Consider the following 15,447-nt stretch of genomic DNA (forward strand, 5'->3'; position numbering starts at 1 on the left):
TAGAACGAAAAAACCCGCCAAAGGGCGGGTTTTAGGGGCGTTCGAGCTTTCAGTGAATCGCTCTGGAGCTTGATGTGGTGCTGCGGCACCAGGAATCGAACCCGGAACCACGGATAACACATCTACCTGTTAACCCCACAAGCCCTTCACGCTGCCGCGCACCCACCTCTTACCTCAGCACGCACCATTACCCAAAACATGCGCATACCCAGCGACGGATATGAGAACCGTATTCCCGACGGCCGGGGCATGGATGCTGGGGCTGCGAACCAGTAGGGATCGGTTCATTGGCTGGCCATTAGCGGATTGAGTCGTCGCTTTCAGTTTGACCGTCAGCATGCAGGCGTTGCCGCCAAAATCGCTTTCTGTAACGATGCCCAGGCATCCATCCGGCCGCTCTTGGGAGGGCAGTTGGCTGGATAGCTGGATCTGCTCCGGGCGCAGCATGATCTGAGCCGCGCCATGGTGTGTGTTGTCACCGACGGGGATGTTTCCCAGTTCGCAGGTGGCCCAGCCATTTTCAACCATGGCGGGTATCACTACTGCGTCGCCGAGGAAGAGTGCCGTTTCTTGGTCGCGGGGACGAAGGTAAAGGTCCGTGGGAGGTCCGACCTGAATCAGCCTGCCTTGACGCATGACGGCCAGTTGATTGGCAAAGGACAGGGCTTCGGCCTGGTCGTGGGTCACAAGAATGGTGGTCACACCGGCTTCGGCCAACAATTGCGCAACCGCTTTGCGCATGGAGGCGCGCAGGCCGGTGTCGAGGGCAGAGAACGGTTCGTCCAGCAGCATCAGCTTGGGGCGTTGGGCCAAGGCGCGGGCCAGGGCTACCCGTTGTTGCTGACCACCGGAAAGCTCGTGAGGCCAGCGCGGGAGCATGCGTTGGTCCAGCGCGACCATCTCCATCAGTTCAGCGATTCGATGCAGTTTCGAGGCCGCGTTGCCTGAAAGCCCGAAACCGATATTGGCGGCAACCGTCATGTGCGGGAAAAGTGCGCCGTCCTGCGGAACATATCCAATCAATCGCTGGTGTGCCGGTACCTCGGTAGACCCGTTGACCAGGGTCTTGCCATGCAGTGTGATGCTGCCTGAGTCGGGAAACTCAAATCCGGCAATCATCCGCAGCAGGGTGGTTTTGCCCGAGCCGGAAGGACCGACAATGGCCGTGCGGCTGCCTGTAGGTACCGACAGGTTGACGTTTTCTACGGCAGGCAGTGCGCCAAAGAATTTGCAGATAGCGTGTAGTTCAAGAGAGCTCATCGGCCTGCCGTGCGTCTGGATTGATGGTAAAGAAGCCATGTCAACGGAAGTGAAAGGACGACCATGATCAGCGCATAGGGGGCGGCTGCGGCATAGTCGATCTCGCTGGTCATGGCCCAGAAGCCGGTTGCCAGCGTGCGCGTGCCGTTGGGGGCGAGCAGCAGAGTGGCGGTCAGTTCATTGGTGATGGCCAGGAAGACCAGCGCGACGCCTGCGGCAGCGCCCGGTGAAGCCAGACGCATGGTAATCAGCCAGAGTGCCTGGGCGGGTGAACGGCCCAGGCTGCGGGCCATGTTTTCCAGTTCCACGGGGGCCTGGGCGATGCCCGCACGCAGATTGACCAGCGCCCTGGGCAAGAACATCAACATGTAAGCCAGCAGTACAGTAATCGCGGTTTGATAAATCGGACGGGCAAATTTGATGGTGACAGTCACCAGTGCCAACGCCACAACAATGCCGGGCAATGAGCTGGCGATATAGTTGCAGCTTTCCAGGAGGCGATGGAGTCTCCCTGGTGATCGAATGGACAACCACGCGATGGGGACTGCGGCACAGGTAGTGATGAGTGCGCCAGTACTGGCCAGGATCAGGGTTTGCTCCAGTGCTGGCAGGATGTCGTTCATGTGCCAGACGTCTGTTCCGCCTGAAATAAGCCATTTGGCCAGGGTGATCAGCGGTACGCCCAGCGCCAATGCCGTTGTCAGTACCGGTAGCAGCAGTGCCATGGCTGTGGTCTTGCGGTCCATGAGGCAGGTGCGCTGTTGACGCGCGCTGCCAGATCCAACCCGTGCATAACGGGCTTTACCGCGCGTAGCCGACTCAAAGGTCAGCATGACCAGGCAGCAGAGTGCTAGCACTCCGGCCAGCATATTGGCCGCCGGACCGTTATAGGACGACTGGAACTGGTCAAAGATGGCGGTGGTGAAGGTGTCGAAGCGGACCATGGCATACAGGCCATACTCGGCCAGTAGATGCAGTCCAACGAGCAAGGCGCCGCCCCATATCGCCAGGCGCAACTGGGGGAGCACGACGCGGAAAAATACCGCCCACGGCTTCAAACCCAGTGACTCCGCCACATCCTCAATGCCGGGGTCGAGGCGTCGCAATGTTGCGGCAGCCGGCAAATAGAGGAAGGGAAAATAGGCGATGACCGATACCAGTACCCCGGCAAACAGTCCATGAATGGGGGGCACCAGGCTGACCCACGCATAGCTGTGCACAAAAGCCGGTATCGCCAGGGGGGCGGTAGCGAGTAGTGACCACATGCGGCGGAAGGGCAGGTCGGTTCGCTCGGTCAGCCAGGCCAGCGCCACGCCGAGTACAACGCATAGGGGGACCGTGAGCACGACGAGCAGCACGGTATTGATCAGCAATTCCCCGACCTTGGGCCGGAAGACCAGTTCCACGATGGTGGCCCAACCGGTCTGGACAGAAATGCCGACGACGAATCCTAGTGGCAAGAGCGCCAATAACGAAATCAGAACGGATGTCACGACAACCCATGTAGCAGGACGGCCGCCGGGTGAGCGGGGCCGTCCTTTCTGGGCGGAGGCTGGAATCACCGCATCGGCTGTTCCTGCAGGTTCGGGTGCCTCGACTACGGCACTGGAAGTTTGCTCCGCCATCACGTTATAGCAGCCCTGCTTGAGTCATCAGTTCGACCGCTTTTTTGCTGTTGAGCTTGGAGGCATCCACGAGTGGGGCATCCAGTTCTGCGAGCGGCACCAGTTTCGAGTTGGATTGCGCATCCTGGCCCACGGCATATTCAAACGACGTGCCGGTCTTCAGGATTTCCTGGCCTTCTTTGCCGGTCACATACTTCAGGAAAGCCTGAGCTTCTTCCTTGTGCTTGCTGGAAGCCAGGACGCCGCCACCGGAGATGCTGACGAACGCGCCCGGGTCTTTGTGCTTGAAGTAGTACAGGGCGGTGTTTTTGCTGTTCTCGCCGGTTTTGGATTGGTCCACCAGGCTGTAGTAGTGGTAGATCACGCCGCTGTCGACCTGGCCGGCATTGACTGCTTTCAGCACTGAGCCATTGCCACGGTAGGCGACGAAGTTGGTTTTCATCGCTTTCAGCCAGTCCAGCGTTGCCGCTTCGCCTTTCTGCTCAAGCAGAGCGCTGACGATGGCCTGGAAATCTGCGCCGTTTGGCGAGGCGGCCCAGCGGCCTTTCCAGTTCGGGTTGGCCAGATCAAGCAGAGACTTGGGCATGTCTGCTGCGGAGAGCTTGTCCTTGTTGTACACGAACACGGTCGAACGGGCCGCGATGCCGACCCACTTGCCGTGGGCCGGGCGATAGGCCGAGTTCACTTGAGACAGCGTGGTCGGAGCCACTGGCGCGAACAGGCCAGCGTTATCTACCAGGACCATGGCAGGCGAGTTCTCAGTCAGGAAAACGTCGGCTGGGGAGGCAGCACCTTCCTGGATGATCTGGTTACCTATTTCGCTGTCGTCGCCGTTACGCACAGTGACCTTGATCCCGGTTTCACGGGTGAAGCCAGCTACCCAAGCCTTGGTCAGGGTTTCGTGCTGGGCGTTGTAAACAACGATGCCGTCAGCACTGGGTGCAGCATAAACACTGCTTGCGCCCACAAGGGCCGAAACAAGCAATGCCACTTTGGCAAAAGAAGAGTTACGAGAAGTCATCCTAAGGGCAGCTCCTAAAGATTTTGGAAGAATTAAGCGGGTGCCTGCCACAGACGTCTCGGTGACCAAGCGCTGCGATCATACACGACAATAAGAATTGTTTGCATTAATAACTGCCATATCAATACGAATCAGGCTGCTGAATATACTGCCCTTTGAGCGGTCGGGGGAAGCTGCTCCTGCCGGTTGCTGCGAGGACTGGGGCGAGGCGCAATCGGCAGAAATCACTGTGCGCCGATTTGTACGTGTCGCAGATACAACAAAGGCCCGCATTTCTGCGAGCCTTCGTTTTGTATGGTGCCGGCACCAAGAGTCGAACTCGGGACCTACTGATTACAAGTCAGTTGCTCTACCAACTGAGCTATACCGGCGTGATGGGCGCTGAGTATATCCAGTTTTTTTGGGTTGTAAACCCCTAGCTGACTGATTCGATTGCAAAAATATCTTCCTGCCTTCTGCTCGACGGTCAACGCCGCTCTAACCTGTGGGGCGAGCCTTTACCGGCCTTATTCACTTTCGCCGCAATGCTTATGCACAAGCCGCGTCGGAAATGGAGCTTGGAATGCCGATTTTGTGGAACAGTTCTCAAACAGTTGCAACCTGCTGTTTTTACGACCGTTTAAAGCATGAGTAAAAAATGATCAGTGACTGATTTCGCTAACAAGCCAAGTTTTCCGTGCGCTCGTCGGATTTTCATCAACAGAGTTATCCACAGGCGCGTCAGGAGGGCGGCGGGTTATTCACGTTCCGCGAGGAGCATCAGGTTGCGCGGTGTCACGTCGCTTGCGCAGAAAAGCCCGAGCTGTACGGAGTAGCCTCGCTCCTGCAAATAAATCGCGCGGTCGAGCACTAGCCATAGCTCCAGGGGGCGGCGGAATAGGCCACGAACCAGCTCAAGGTTTCGTACTTCGGCCAGACGTTGCCAGCCTGCGGCTTCGAGTGCTGACCAATCCTGCTGACCAACCGCGGGTAAATTTTTCAGTGCGGCGAGGTCGCGGCAGTAGTCGACGAAGGGTTTGTCCAGCCAGGCAACAGGCAGGGAGGGTGTTGGCAGGTACTCGTCTATGCCGCGCAGTGCTCGCTGAAGCAGATCAAACGCCAGGCGGCGAGCCATCGAAGTATCGCGCTGGCGCCGCACGCGAGCGCCTGCGGTGACGGTTTCGCTGAGGGGCAGGCTTAGGTCTTCCAGCGACAGTCGTAGCGCCGAGGCCTTTCCAGCAGCGGAGAGCGCTTGATATTCAGCGGCGCTGGTGCGGTTGTAGCAGCAGGGCGCAATCGCCATCTGTGCACAACCGGCGTCGCTGGCGAGGCGCATCAGCTGCACATGCAGATCACCGCACGCATGCAGGGCCACGGGCGTGTGCCGGGCTTGCAGGTAATCGCCAGTATTGATGGCCAGTACATCGTGTTGCAGGTGAGAGGCTTCGATGCCCAGTCGCTGGCTGAGCTGACTGCCGGCAGCGACCAGCTGCGGATTGTATTCCAGGCAGGTCAGGGCCTGGCCGCCGTGAGCCAGCCGCCGTCCGAGATGTCCTTTGCCGGCGCACCAGTCAAGCCAATGTTCAGGTGTTCGATGAAATTGCAGGCAACCGGCGAAGGCTTCGATCTGCTGCCATTTGCGACCTGGCACGTCGACGCTCATGCGCGTCGAGACCGGATCAAGCGTTGCCTTGGGCAGTTGGCCGACTTTGCTCAGTGCAGTGGATTCAGCCGCCAGTTGTGGAAAAGGCGAAGGGGCTGCCAGTTGTTCAGGATGGTTGTGAGCGGCTTCCGCCTCTGCCAGCGAGCGTGAGCGAAGCCAGCTAGCCGTTTCGGCATGCTGACGCTCCCACGGCAACTGCCGATGAGTGAACGGTCGCGGCCGCCAAAGGGCCTGATGGGTGAGCAGAAAGTCGTCCAGTGCTCGAAAGCGTGCACGAATCTGCTCGTCCTGAAGCACGCCAGTCAGAGAATACTGAATGGGAAATACCTGTCATTGATCTTCTTGTAAGTGCCATCGGCGATGATTTCTTTCAGCGCTGCATTCAGTTGCTCACGCAGCGGATCGCCTTTGCGGACGGCGATACCGATCTTATCGTTGTCGAGTACCGGTGCGCCTTTGAACTCATAGGCCTTGCCGGCCTCGCTCTTGAGCCATTCGTAGCTGACGAACTTGTCCGTCAGGATCGCATCCAGATGCCTGTCGCTCAGGTCGGCGTAGGCGCTTTCCTGGGTGTCATACAGCTTGATGGTAGCAACGTCGCCCAGATTATCTTGCAGCCAGGCCGCAGCCAGCGTTCCGCGTGGGGCGCCGATGATTTTGCCGTTCAAGGTTTCCTTGAGGGTGGCTTTGTCGATGGTCAGCTCGCTGGCTTTCGGCGCAATGAATTGCAGCTTGTTGGAGTAGTACGGATCGGTGAAGTCCACGACCTGCTGGCGGTCGTTGGTGATCGACATCGACGAGATCAGGAAATTGAACTGATTCGAGTTCAAGGCCTGAATGATGTTGTCCCAATCGAAGGTGACGATTTCACATTCGACTTTCATCTTGGCGCAGAGGGCATTGCCGATGTCGACGTCGAAGCCCACCACCTGGCCGCTGGCGTCCTTGTTATTGAACGGAGGGTAGGCGGCTTGAATGCCCATTTTCAACTTGTCTGCAGCGAGGGCACTGGTCGCGAAGGCCAGGGTGGCGACAGCGGCCAGGAAAAACTTTTTATACGTCTGCATTCGGGTTGCTCCGTTAGCGCGTGCTGGACATGATTTGTTTACACCGCGTCGACAGCGGCTTTCCAGCACCGGCTTCGTCGATCCTTTTTCTGAGGCGAAGCCCTGATGCAGGAACACTACTTCGGTGGACGCTTGACGGCAAAGCCCGCTTCGTTACCAGCTTCCAGGGCGGGCTTGACCGCAGCTATGTGTGGAACTCACACATATTCTATGTGTTTTCGCTGTTGGTGGCCCACCCGATCCGGTGAAGCCCCCAGTTTGATAGGAGATTCCGCCCCGTCTTTGACGCGGCGCTGTCGCGCAGCAAACTCGGTCCCGATTCTGCCCGGAGGGTGTAGGAGCTGACTTGTCTGCGATCCAGTGCGAAGCGCTGGTAAAAATGGTGAATTCACCACCGCTGGAAGGTCCTTCGGCCCTTCTCGCAGACAAGTCAGCTCCTACAGGGAGTCAGCGTTTGGCTGAAAATTTAATAGAACGAAAAATGAACTATCTCTAAAAAAACCAGAAAGAAGGCCATTTTACTGGGGGTTTGCTTCGGGCCTGATAAGCATTATCTCAAATCGTCACCCAGGCTAAGTTGAGCGCAATGGCCGCGATCAATGATGATTGCGGCCGTTTTGTTTTGAGGACGGTTTACTCAGGCGGGTCAAGTAGATCGGGTTCGGCCGCCAGCAATTCTGCGGTCTCTTGTTCAACGATCTGAAAAGCTTTGGTGAAATCATTTACAAAGTCGGGCTCCTCCATCCGCTTGAGGGAACGAGCCAAGTCAATGCCGTCTGCCCATTGCCAGTAGCGAGCGAGCATGACCGCAAGGCCCGACGCCGCGGTTTCGGTATCTACAGCCTCGTCTGCAAGCGCGGCAAGCGCCAATGGGCCTCTGAGAAAGGCCAAAAGCATCTCGAACTGGCTGATCGATTCCGCTTTTTTCAGCTCTTCGAAATGCTCACTCATCATGTCGAACAGAAGTGCTTCTTCCTCAGGTCCGAACAAGTCGTCGTCTTCAAACAAGTCCTGGTCATCAAGCACGTCGTCGTCAAAGCCGTAAGGGAGGTAATCAGGATCGAATGGAGCATCGTCAGGCGCAAAGGCAGGTCGCACACTGCGCGCCACCCGTTGCTGCTTGGCTTTGACTTTCGCCCGCTGGGCTCTTTTCTGCTGCTTGTTCAGGGATGCCATGACTGCACTCCTTTTGTTCGTGGTCGGAAAAGCTAAAGACTAGCAAAACCAGGGAGTAAAAAAACGAGGTGTGCGCGGTTATGCTGACGCTCATGCAGCGTGTTGCTTATTTACCTGTCGATCCTGGCGTTGCGAGGGTTCTGAGCAGGCTGTCGGGTTATTTCTCCGCGCTGCATACAGCAAGAAACCCGCACCAGGCGGGTTTCTTGTGTGCTTCAGGTGAGCTCGATCAGTCGCGCTTTTTGTTTTTGCCGCTGGACATGTCGTTGGCAATGGCTCCACCTGCTGCGCCGCCAAGGCCTGCGCCAACGGTGGCGCCCGTCTTGCCGCCCAGTTTGTTACCGAGCAGCGAGCCGCCCGCCGCTCCGAGTCCGCCACCGAGTGCCGCCGAGGTCTTGTGACCTTTTTTGGCTGCCACCGCACCGCCTGCTGCGCCGCCGACACCGGCACCCAGCGCTGCGCCTGTACTGCCGCCCATTTTCTGGCCGACGACATTACCCAGCGCGCCGCCAACACCACCGCCGAGAGCGGCGTTGAGATCGCTACCGGCCATGGCGCTTTGCGCGGCCAGCAGTCCGAGGGCGAGGGTAAGGGCAGAAAGTGTTGTACGCATGTTACGAACCTCAAAGGAAAAGGAAGGTGCAATGGGGTAGGGCAGGCTGTTGGAGCCTGTTTGATGGATCTGGTTCAGCGAGACGGCGACTTATTTTTTTCCTGCAGAATCCGCGACGCCTCGTTGTAGTCAGCCTGGAATGCCGGGCTTTCCATCCATGCAACGGCAGCGTCTTCGTCTTCGCCGTAGAACATCGCTCTGTACATGATGAGCAGGCTCATCAGGAAGTCGGTGGCGTTCTCTTCTTCCTCTTCTGCAATGACCAACTCCAGAACCGGGTACTGAAGAAAAACCACGCACATCGCCAGTTGGCTGATGGCTTCGGCGGCTTTCATGGCTTGGTACAGATCATCGAAGTCGGCCGGATCGAAGCCGTTCTCGAGGATGTCCTTGAAATCGAACGTGCTCAGGTCGATCTCGACGTCATCGAACGGCTCGTTGACCAGAGCCGATGCGAGGACGGGGTGGACGAGGCTCTGTGCGGGCTTGCCTGAACGGTTCTGCCTGGCTTTGGTTTTCGCCCGCTTGGCGCGTTTTTGCTGTTTTTCTGGCGAAGCCATGAGCGTGGGTCCTGATGAGGGCAGGGGAGGTGCCTTTTGGGCGGCTATTGAAGCGCATACCTTTTGAATAGCAAAGGGACCGTCGTCGGCCTCTGTGTTGTCGGTCTACAAACAGCGCCCAATAAAAAACCCCTGAATCTTTCGATGCAGGGGTTTTTCGGTATTTATGGTGCCCAGAGACGGAATCGAACCGCCGACACGGGGATTTTCAATCCCCTGCTCTACCGACTGAGCTATCTGGGCAACGGGGCGCATTAGACGTTTTTTTCAGGGGGTCGTCAAGCGTGTTTTTTAAAAAATTTGAATTATTACCGTCGCTTACGACCCACACTGGCTGGAAAGCGTTATTTCTCGGGGGGGACGTAGCCTTCGGCCTGGGCGTATTCTTCGCCGGACAGGAACTTATCCATCTCGACCTGAAGGAATTTTCGGTCCTCGGCGTTCATCATGTTCAGGCGGCGTTCGTTGATCAGCAGGGTCTGGTGTTTCTGCCAGTCACCCCAGGCTTTTTGAGAGACATGGTTGAAGATGTCTTCGCCTTTGGCGCCTGGGTACGGGGCGCGTTCAAGGCCTGGCAGTTCTTCTTTGTATTTGCGGCACATCACGGTGCGGGTCATGACAACTCTCCTGCATTCAATACGTCGGCTGCGCGTTTCAGCAGCTTCTTCACCGGGGCGGCGAGGCCCAGGCGCGGCGGGGTGGCGAGGTTATACCAGAGCCAGTCGGCCTCGGCCACGTGATGTCTGGACTCTTCGACCTGTACCAGCCAGGGTTCGATGGACAACTGGAAGTGGCTGAAGGTGTGGATCAGGCCCGGAAGCTCGTGGTGTTCGCCCAGCTCCAGCGCATGTTGGCTCGCCAGATGTTCCAGATCGCTGAAGTGTTCCAGCTCCGGCAGGCTCCACAGACCGCCCCAGAGCCCTGTGGAAGGGCGCCGGTAAAGCAGAATGGCGCCGTCGCGGTTGGCGAACATCGGCATCAGCGTGCGTTTCTGCGGGATGGTTTTACGCGGTTTGGGAATCGGGTAGCGAATCTCCAGCCCCAGCAGGTGCGCTTCACAGCCTTTTTCCAGCGGGCAGAGCAAGCAGCTTGGCTTGCTGCGGGTGCACAGGGTCGCGCCCAGATCCATCATTGCCTGGGTGTAGTTGTTCACCCGCGTTTGCGGCGTGAAGCGCTCGGCGTTGGCCCACAGCTGTTTGGCGACCTTCGGCTCGCCGGGGTCGCCCTCCTGGGCGGTGTAGCGCGCCAGCACGCGTTTGACGTTGCCGTCGAGGATCGGCGCGCGCAGGCCCATGCTCAGGCTGGCAATGGCGCCCGCAGTGGAGAGGCCGATGCCGGGCAGCCCGGTAAGCTTTTCGACGTCCCGGGGAAACTCGCCGGCGTAGTCCGCGACCACGATTTTTGCGGTCTTCTGCAGATTGCGCGCACGGGTGTAATAGCCCAGCCCGGTCCACAGGTGCAGCACTTCATCTTCCGGCGCATCGGCCAGGGCCTGCACCGTTGGCAGGGCGTCCATGAACCGGTCGAAGTAGTTCAGCACGGTGCTGACCTGGGTCTGCTGCAGCATGATTTCCGAAACCCATACCCGGTACGGCGTGATGCCTTGTTGCCAAGGCAGGTCGTGCCGGCCGTGACGGTCATACCAGTCCAGTACGGCCGTTGAAAATTGCTCGGGTTTCATCGTTTGAACAAACCTTTAAGTGCTTCTTTGATCTGTGGGGCCTTGTCGCCGAGCTTGTCTTCGATCTTCTGGTTTAGCTTGTCGCCTGCCAGTTTGGTCGCGACCTTGCCCAGCCCATCGTTGTCCACACGGCAAGCCTTGGCCCCCAACTCCAGCGGACCTCGGCAGCGCACCGGCCATTCGATACCGACATAGCGCTCGTTGATCTGGCATGCGGGGTCAGGCATTTCGCTCTTGTCGCCTTCGATGACGATGCCGATCCGGTAATCCATACCCAGCACGCGCAGGTCGATGTCGCCATTGCCGTTGACGGTCAAGCCCGGAATCCGCACTTTGAGGTCCGGGTTGCTGGCGACGCCGTTACGCAAGACCAGGTTGCCGTTGAGTTGCTGGAACGGTGTGTCCCTGCCGCGCGGCTCGCTGCTCAAGGTTTTGCCGTTGAGTTTGGAGATACCCTGGCAAAGCTGTTGCTCCAGATTGGCGTTGACCAGCACGCCGTCGTTGAGCATGAAGCTGGCTGTGCCGTTGAGCCCGTCGATCAGGTCCTTTTCACTGTTGCCCTTACTGGTCAGGTCACTGTGCAGCGTCAGCAGGCCCTTGACCGGTGGTTTTTGGTCCTGGCTTTGGATGAAGTGTTCGACCGGCACTTTGGCGATGCGTGTCTGCACGCTCATCAGCGGTACGTCGGGACGCACGTCGAGGCTGCCTTTGACTTCGAAATTACCGTTGTAGAGATCGCCGTGCAGGCTGTCGAGCGTGATCTGCCCGGCCAGACCCTGGGTTTTGAGCACGGCATTCTGGATCGGCAATTTGTCGATGGTCAGCAGGCCGAAATCGAGATCGGCCTGGACGTCGAGTTTGCGCATGCGCTCCAGCGGCAGCAATTTGTTGGTGCTCCACGCGACTTGAGTCGGCGCATTCGGCAGCGGTGTGGTGCCGGCACCTGCGGCGAGGGCTGCGGTTTCGCTGCTTTTTACTTCGGCTTTACGCGCGACGCCTGCGCTTTTGGTCGCTTCGGATTTGCCCGGGCGATAACGATCGGCGTCGAAGGTGTCGCCCTTGAGCTGGACGCGCAACGCCTGTTTAGCGAAGTCGTCGACGGCGAGGCGCCCGGTGAAGGTGCTGTCGTCGACCTTCAGGTTGAGGTCTTCGAAGGCCAGGCTGGTCGGGCTGCCCGTGAGGCGGCTGACCATTTCGACTTTGCTCAGGCTGCCGTCGGCCATCTCGGGCACCGGCTGGTCGATGCTTTCGAGGAAGTCGTGCAGGTTGAACTGCGCGATGGACAGGCCGCCGCTGAGTTGCGGCGTTTTGTCCAGGTCACGAACATGCAATTCGCCGAGGGCACGCAGTTGGTTGGCCGAGAGTTTCAGGCCGTTCCAATCCGCGACATTGGCCGCCAGATCCACCAGCAGTTGCCCTTGCGCGGAGAAGGTCAGGGGTTTCCCGTCCAGCGGTTCGCCCGATGCTTCGCCGGACAGGCGCATGTCTTCGAATTGGTAGCGCTTGAGTGCACGATCGAAGCGCAGTTGCCCGACCAGTTCGGTCTTGGTGCGCATCACCGGCTGATTGGTGCTGAAGAACGAGGTGAACTTTATCGGGATATTCGTTCGTTCATGCACCGCGCCGGTACTCAATTGAATGCTTTCAGCGGTGAATTGCCGATTATTCCTGGCATCGTTGTAGTCGATGCGGGCGTTATTGATAGTCAGGCTGTCGATGTCCAGCTTGATCGGTAACGAGGCTTTTTCAGGTGCTGCCTGTGCAGGCTCTGCAGCAGCACTTTGTCCGGATGGCGGCGGTGTGGTGGAGGGCGCCGGGCGACCGATGTCTTCCCAGTTACCATGGCCGTTTTCATCGCGGGTCAGGTTCAGGTTGAGGCCTTCGACGCGCACGTCGCTCATCTGCACTTCGCGGCGCAACAACGGCCAGACGCGAACGGAAAGCCCGAGCATCTGCAGGTCGGCAAAGGGTTTGGTCGGGGCGGTCAGGGTCGCCACACTGGCGTCGTGCAACTCCAGGCCGAGCCAAGGGAACAGGCTCCAGCCGATGTCGCCGTTGAGGGTCAGCTCCAGGTGGGCCTTGTTGCGGGCCAGTTGGCGAATCTCGTCTTTATAGTCGTTGGGATCAAAAAAATGGGTCAAGGCAAAGCCAAGAGCCACGATGACCAGCAACAGCCCGAGAACCACCAGACCCAGGATTTTGCCGAACGCTTTCATAGGCGAGTCCTTGTAATTGAATCATTCAAAATTTAGCCCGCGAGTATAGCGTCCTCAAATGGGGACAGGGCTCCGGATGCCTTCAGGTATCACTACCCTGGTTTTGAGCCTGTTGCGGGTCCAGTGGCAGATGCAACTTTGCCGCCAGCGCTTGGGCTTCAAGATGTCCGACAGGCGCGAGCAAGCGCAGTTCACAACCCGCTTGAAGAGCCATTTTTTGCGCCTCGACAAGCAGGCGTTCTGCCACGCCACGGCGACGGGTGAGTTTGCGCACGCACAGCTGCGACAAATGCCAGATGTCGGCCTTGCGTTGCAGGCGGGCAGCGCCCAGTAACCGGTCATTGAAACGCGCCGCCAGCAGGGTGCCCTCGCTCAGGCCTGCGTCGATCAATGACTGACTATCGCTGAACGGTGCAAGGAGCCAGGCCGGTGCATCGCGATAAATTTTCTGCAGATCCTCCAGGTCCTGATAGGTGGCTGCGTGTATGGACTCGACTACGATCGGCATTACGTTTCCTCGATCAACCAGACTTGGCTTTGAGAATAGTGGATATGGACGGGTGGTGCGAAAAAGGTGATATCAGATTGCTTTCTATGCGGTTGACAGATATTAACCGCTCGCCGTTCGCCGGTCCTGTTGCGTCTTTCGTCACGCCGTCAGGAGATCCCGCCCCGTCTACGCAGCCGATCGCAGCCTTCGGCAGCTCCTATCAAACAATGCATAACCATTTGAAATAAAAAGATTATTTTGTAGGAGCGCGCTTGCCCGCGATGGACCGCGAAGCGGTCCCGAAAATGCGGAGCACAGTTCTACTGCCAGAATCAAGTTCGCCGATTTTGCGACTGCTGCGCAGCCGATCGCGGGCAAGCGCGCTCCTACAATTGACCGTGTTTGCTGCGCGACAGCGCGGCGTCGAAGACGGGGCGGGCCCTCTTACACGACTCATTTTTCTTGGCTGAGTGCGCTCTGATCGGGTACATCCGACCGGTTGCACCCGCGATCTTCTTTTCCCTTCTTCTGTTTGCTTCATGCCGGCCGGTTCTGGGCCTATAATGCTTGCCTTTTTCGCCCAATGATTTTGCGGAGCTGGTGATGGCCGAACGTAAGGCGTCCGTCGAGCGCGACACTCTGGAAACCCAGATCAAAGCCTCGATCAACCTGGATGGCACCGGAAAGGCCCGATTCAATATCGGTGTCCCCTTCCTTGAACACATGCTCGACCAGATCGCCCGGCACGGGCTGTTCGACCTGGATATCGAAAGTAAAGGCGACCTGCATATCGACGACCACCACACGGTGGAAGACGTCGGTATCACTTTGGGTCAGGCCTTCAGCAAGGCGATTGGCGACAAGAAAGGCATTCGTCGTTACGGCCATGCTTACGTGCCGCTCGATGAAGCATTGTCGCGGGTGGTGATCGACTTCTCTGGCCGCCCTGGCTTGCAGATGCATGTACCGTTTACCCGCGCTACCGTGGGCGGCTTCGATGTGGACTTGTTCCAGGAGTTCTTCCAGGGCTTCGTCAACCACGCCAACGTCACCCTGCACATCGACAATCTGCGTGGGCACAACACCCACCACCAGATCGAGACCGTGTTCAAAGCTTTCGGTCGTGCCCTGCGCATGGCGGTGGAGCTGGATGAGCGCATGGCCGGGCAAATGCCATCGACCAAAGGCGTACTCTGATGCAGACGGTCGCGGTTATCGATTACGGCATGGGTAACCTGCACTCGGTCGCCAAGGCTCTCGAGCACGTCGGCGCCGGTCGGGTCATGATCACCAGCGACGCCACGGTGATTCGCGAAGCCGACCGGGTGGTATTCCCCGGTGTCGGCGCGATTCGCGATTGCATGGCGGAGATTCGTCGCCTTGGCTTCGATGAGCTGGTGCGTGAAGTCAGCCAGGATCGCCCCTTCCTCGGCATCTGCGTCGGCATGCAAGCCCTGCTCGACCGCAGTGAAGAGAATGGCGGCGTCGATTGCATCGGCGTGTTCCCAGGCCAGGTGCGTTTCTTCGGCAAGGATTTACACGAAGACGGCGAGCATCTGAAAGTGCCGCACATGGGCTGGAATGAAGTGACGCAGGCGGTGGATCATCCTCTGTGGCACAACATCCCGGACCTGGCGCGTTTCTACTTTGTGCACAGCTATTACATCGATGCCGCCAACCAGCGACAGGTCGTGGGCCGCGGGCATTACGGCGTTGATTTCGCTGCCGCGCTGGCCGACGGTTCGCGGTTTGCCGTGCAGTTCCACCCGGAGAAGAGCCATACCCATGGCCTGCAACTGTTGCAGAACTTCGCCGCCTGGGACGGTCGCTGGTAATGAGCAAGAAAACCAAACCGCCGATCCTGACCCTCACACCTGAACAGGAGAGTGAGGCGAATCACAAGATCAAGCGTTTCATGGCAGATCGCTTCGAACTGGACCTTGGTTCGTTCGAGGCGGCTGAAATCCTTGAGCTGTTTACCCGCGAAATTGCTCCGCATTATTACAACAGGGCGATTTTCGATGTGCAGGCGCACCTCAAAGAGAGGTTCGAGAGCATCGAAAGCGACTTGTGGGCGCTCGAGAAAAACTGATTTC

The 15,447-nt window shown here is 58.3% G+C and carries 15 protein-coding genes and 2 tRNA genes; 3 read left to right on the top strand and 14 right to left on the bottom strand.

Annotation, left to right across the window (positions count from 1 at the left end):
- Positions 1-174 precede the first annotated feature (174 nt).
- From AC1MEE_RS27220 to AC1MEE_RS27285, 14 genes are all read right to left on the bottom strand, one after another.
- Positions 175-1,260, bottom strand: a complete 1,086-nt coding sequence (locus AC1MEE_RS27220) for an ABC transporter ATP-binding protein (protein ID WP_480412576.1) — start codon at positions 1,258-1,260, stop codon at positions 175-177.
- Positions 1,257-2,885 (bottom strand): ABC transporter permease, encoded by a 1,629-nt coding sequence (locus AC1MEE_RS27225; protein WP_480412577.1) that lies wholly within the window; start codon positions 2,883-2,885, stop codon positions 1,257-1,259. The genes AC1MEE_RS27220 and AC1MEE_RS27225 overlap by 4 nt, the downstream gene beginning before the upstream one ends.
- Positions 2,886-2,889: 4 nt before the next feature.
- Complete coding sequence (locus AC1MEE_RS27230) at positions 2,890-3,906, bottom strand: iron ABC transporter substrate-binding protein (RefSeq protein WP_480412578.1); 1,017 nt, start codon at positions 3,904-3,906, stop codon at positions 2,890-2,892.
- A 295-nt stretch (positions 3,907-4,201) separates the two neighbouring features.
- A tRNA-Thr gene (locus AC1MEE_RS27235) sits at positions 4,202-4,277 on the bottom strand.
- 365 nt (positions 4,278-4,642) lie between these two features.
- Positions 4,643-5,845, bottom strand: a complete 1,203-nt coding sequence (locus AC1MEE_RS27240; RefSeq protein ID WP_480412579.1) for a methyltransferase — start codon at positions 5,843-5,845, stop codon at positions 4,643-4,645.
- Positions 5,846-5,850: 5 nt separating this feature from the next.
- The gene (locus tag AC1MEE_RS27245; protein WP_480412580.1) at positions 5,851-6,615 is read right to left on the bottom strand and encodes a transporter substrate-binding domain-containing protein; all 765 of its coding nucleotides are present in this window, start codon (positions 6,613-6,615) and stop codon (positions 5,851-5,853) included.
- A 633-nt stretch (positions 6,616-7,248) separates the two neighbouring features.
- The gene (locus AC1MEE_RS27250) at positions 7,249-7,791 is read right to left on the bottom strand and encodes a hypothetical protein (RefSeq protein WP_480412581.1); all 543 of its coding nucleotides are present in this window, start codon (positions 7,789-7,791) and stop codon (positions 7,249-7,251) included.
- Between the two features lie 229 nt (positions 7,792-8,020).
- The gene (locus AC1MEE_RS27255; protein ID WP_480412582.1) at positions 8,021-8,404 is read right to left on the bottom strand and encodes a bacteriocin; all 384 of its coding nucleotides are present in this window, start codon (positions 8,402-8,404) and stop codon (positions 8,021-8,023) included.
- 74 nt (positions 8,405-8,478) lie between these two features.
- Complete coding sequence (locus AC1MEE_RS27260) at positions 8,479-8,964, bottom strand: hypothetical protein (protein WP_480412583.1); 486 nt, start codon at positions 8,962-8,964, stop codon at positions 8,479-8,481.
- A 167-nt stretch (positions 8,965-9,131) separates the two neighbouring features.
- A tRNA-Phe gene (locus AC1MEE_RS27265) sits at positions 9,132-9,207 on the bottom strand.
- Between the two features lie 101 nt (positions 9,208-9,308).
- Positions 9,309-9,581, bottom strand: a complete 273-nt coding sequence (locus AC1MEE_RS27270) for an oxidative damage protection protein (RefSeq protein WP_480412584.1) — start codon at positions 9,579-9,581, stop codon at positions 9,309-9,311.
- Entirely contained in the window at positions 9,578-10,645 is a 1,068-nt protein-coding gene (gene mutY / locus AC1MEE_RS27275) for an A/G-specific adenine glycosylase (RefSeq protein WP_480412585.1), read from the bottom strand. The genes AC1MEE_RS27270 and mutY overlap by 4 nt, the downstream gene beginning before the upstream one ends.
- A complete protein-coding gene (locus AC1MEE_RS27280) occupies positions 10,642-12,861 on the bottom strand; it encodes an AsmA family protein (protein WP_480412586.1) in 2,220 nt (739 codons plus the stop codon). The genes mutY and AC1MEE_RS27280 overlap by 4 nt, the downstream gene beginning before the upstream one ends.
- Before the next feature lie 82 nt (positions 12,862-12,943).
- Entirely contained in the window at positions 12,944-13,369 is a 426-nt protein-coding gene (locus AC1MEE_RS27285; protein ID WP_480412587.1) for an acetyl-CoA sensor PanZ family protein, read from the bottom strand.
- Positions 13,370-13,954: 585 nt separating this feature from the next.
- On the opposite strand from AC1MEE_RS27285, the gene hisB reads away from it, so the two are divergent.
- The 3 genes from hisB to AC1MEE_RS27300 are packed head-to-tail and all read left to right on the top strand — an operon-like array spanning position 13,955 to position 15,443.
- Positions 13,955-14,548: an imidazoleglycerol-phosphate dehydratase HisB gene (gene hisB / locus AC1MEE_RS27290; protein ID WP_480412588.1), complete on the top strand. Its 594-nt coding sequence runs from the start codon at positions 13,955-13,957 to the stop codon at positions 14,546-14,548.
- Complete coding sequence (gene hisH / locus AC1MEE_RS27295) at positions 14,548-15,186, top strand: imidazole glycerol phosphate synthase subunit HisH (protein WP_480412589.1); 639 nt, start codon at positions 14,548-14,550, stop codon at positions 15,184-15,186. Before hisB ends, hisH begins: the two co-directional genes overlap by 1 nt.
- Positions 15,186-15,443 (top strand): DUF2164 domain-containing protein, encoded by a 258-nt coding sequence (locus AC1MEE_RS27300; RefSeq protein ID WP_480412590.1) that lies wholly within the window; start codon positions 15,186-15,188, stop codon positions 15,441-15,443. Before hisH ends, AC1MEE_RS27300 begins: the two co-directional genes overlap by 1 nt.
- Positions 15,444-15,447: the final 4 nt, after the last annotated feature.

This window comes from Pseudomonas sp. ASL3 (assembly GCF_056680425.1).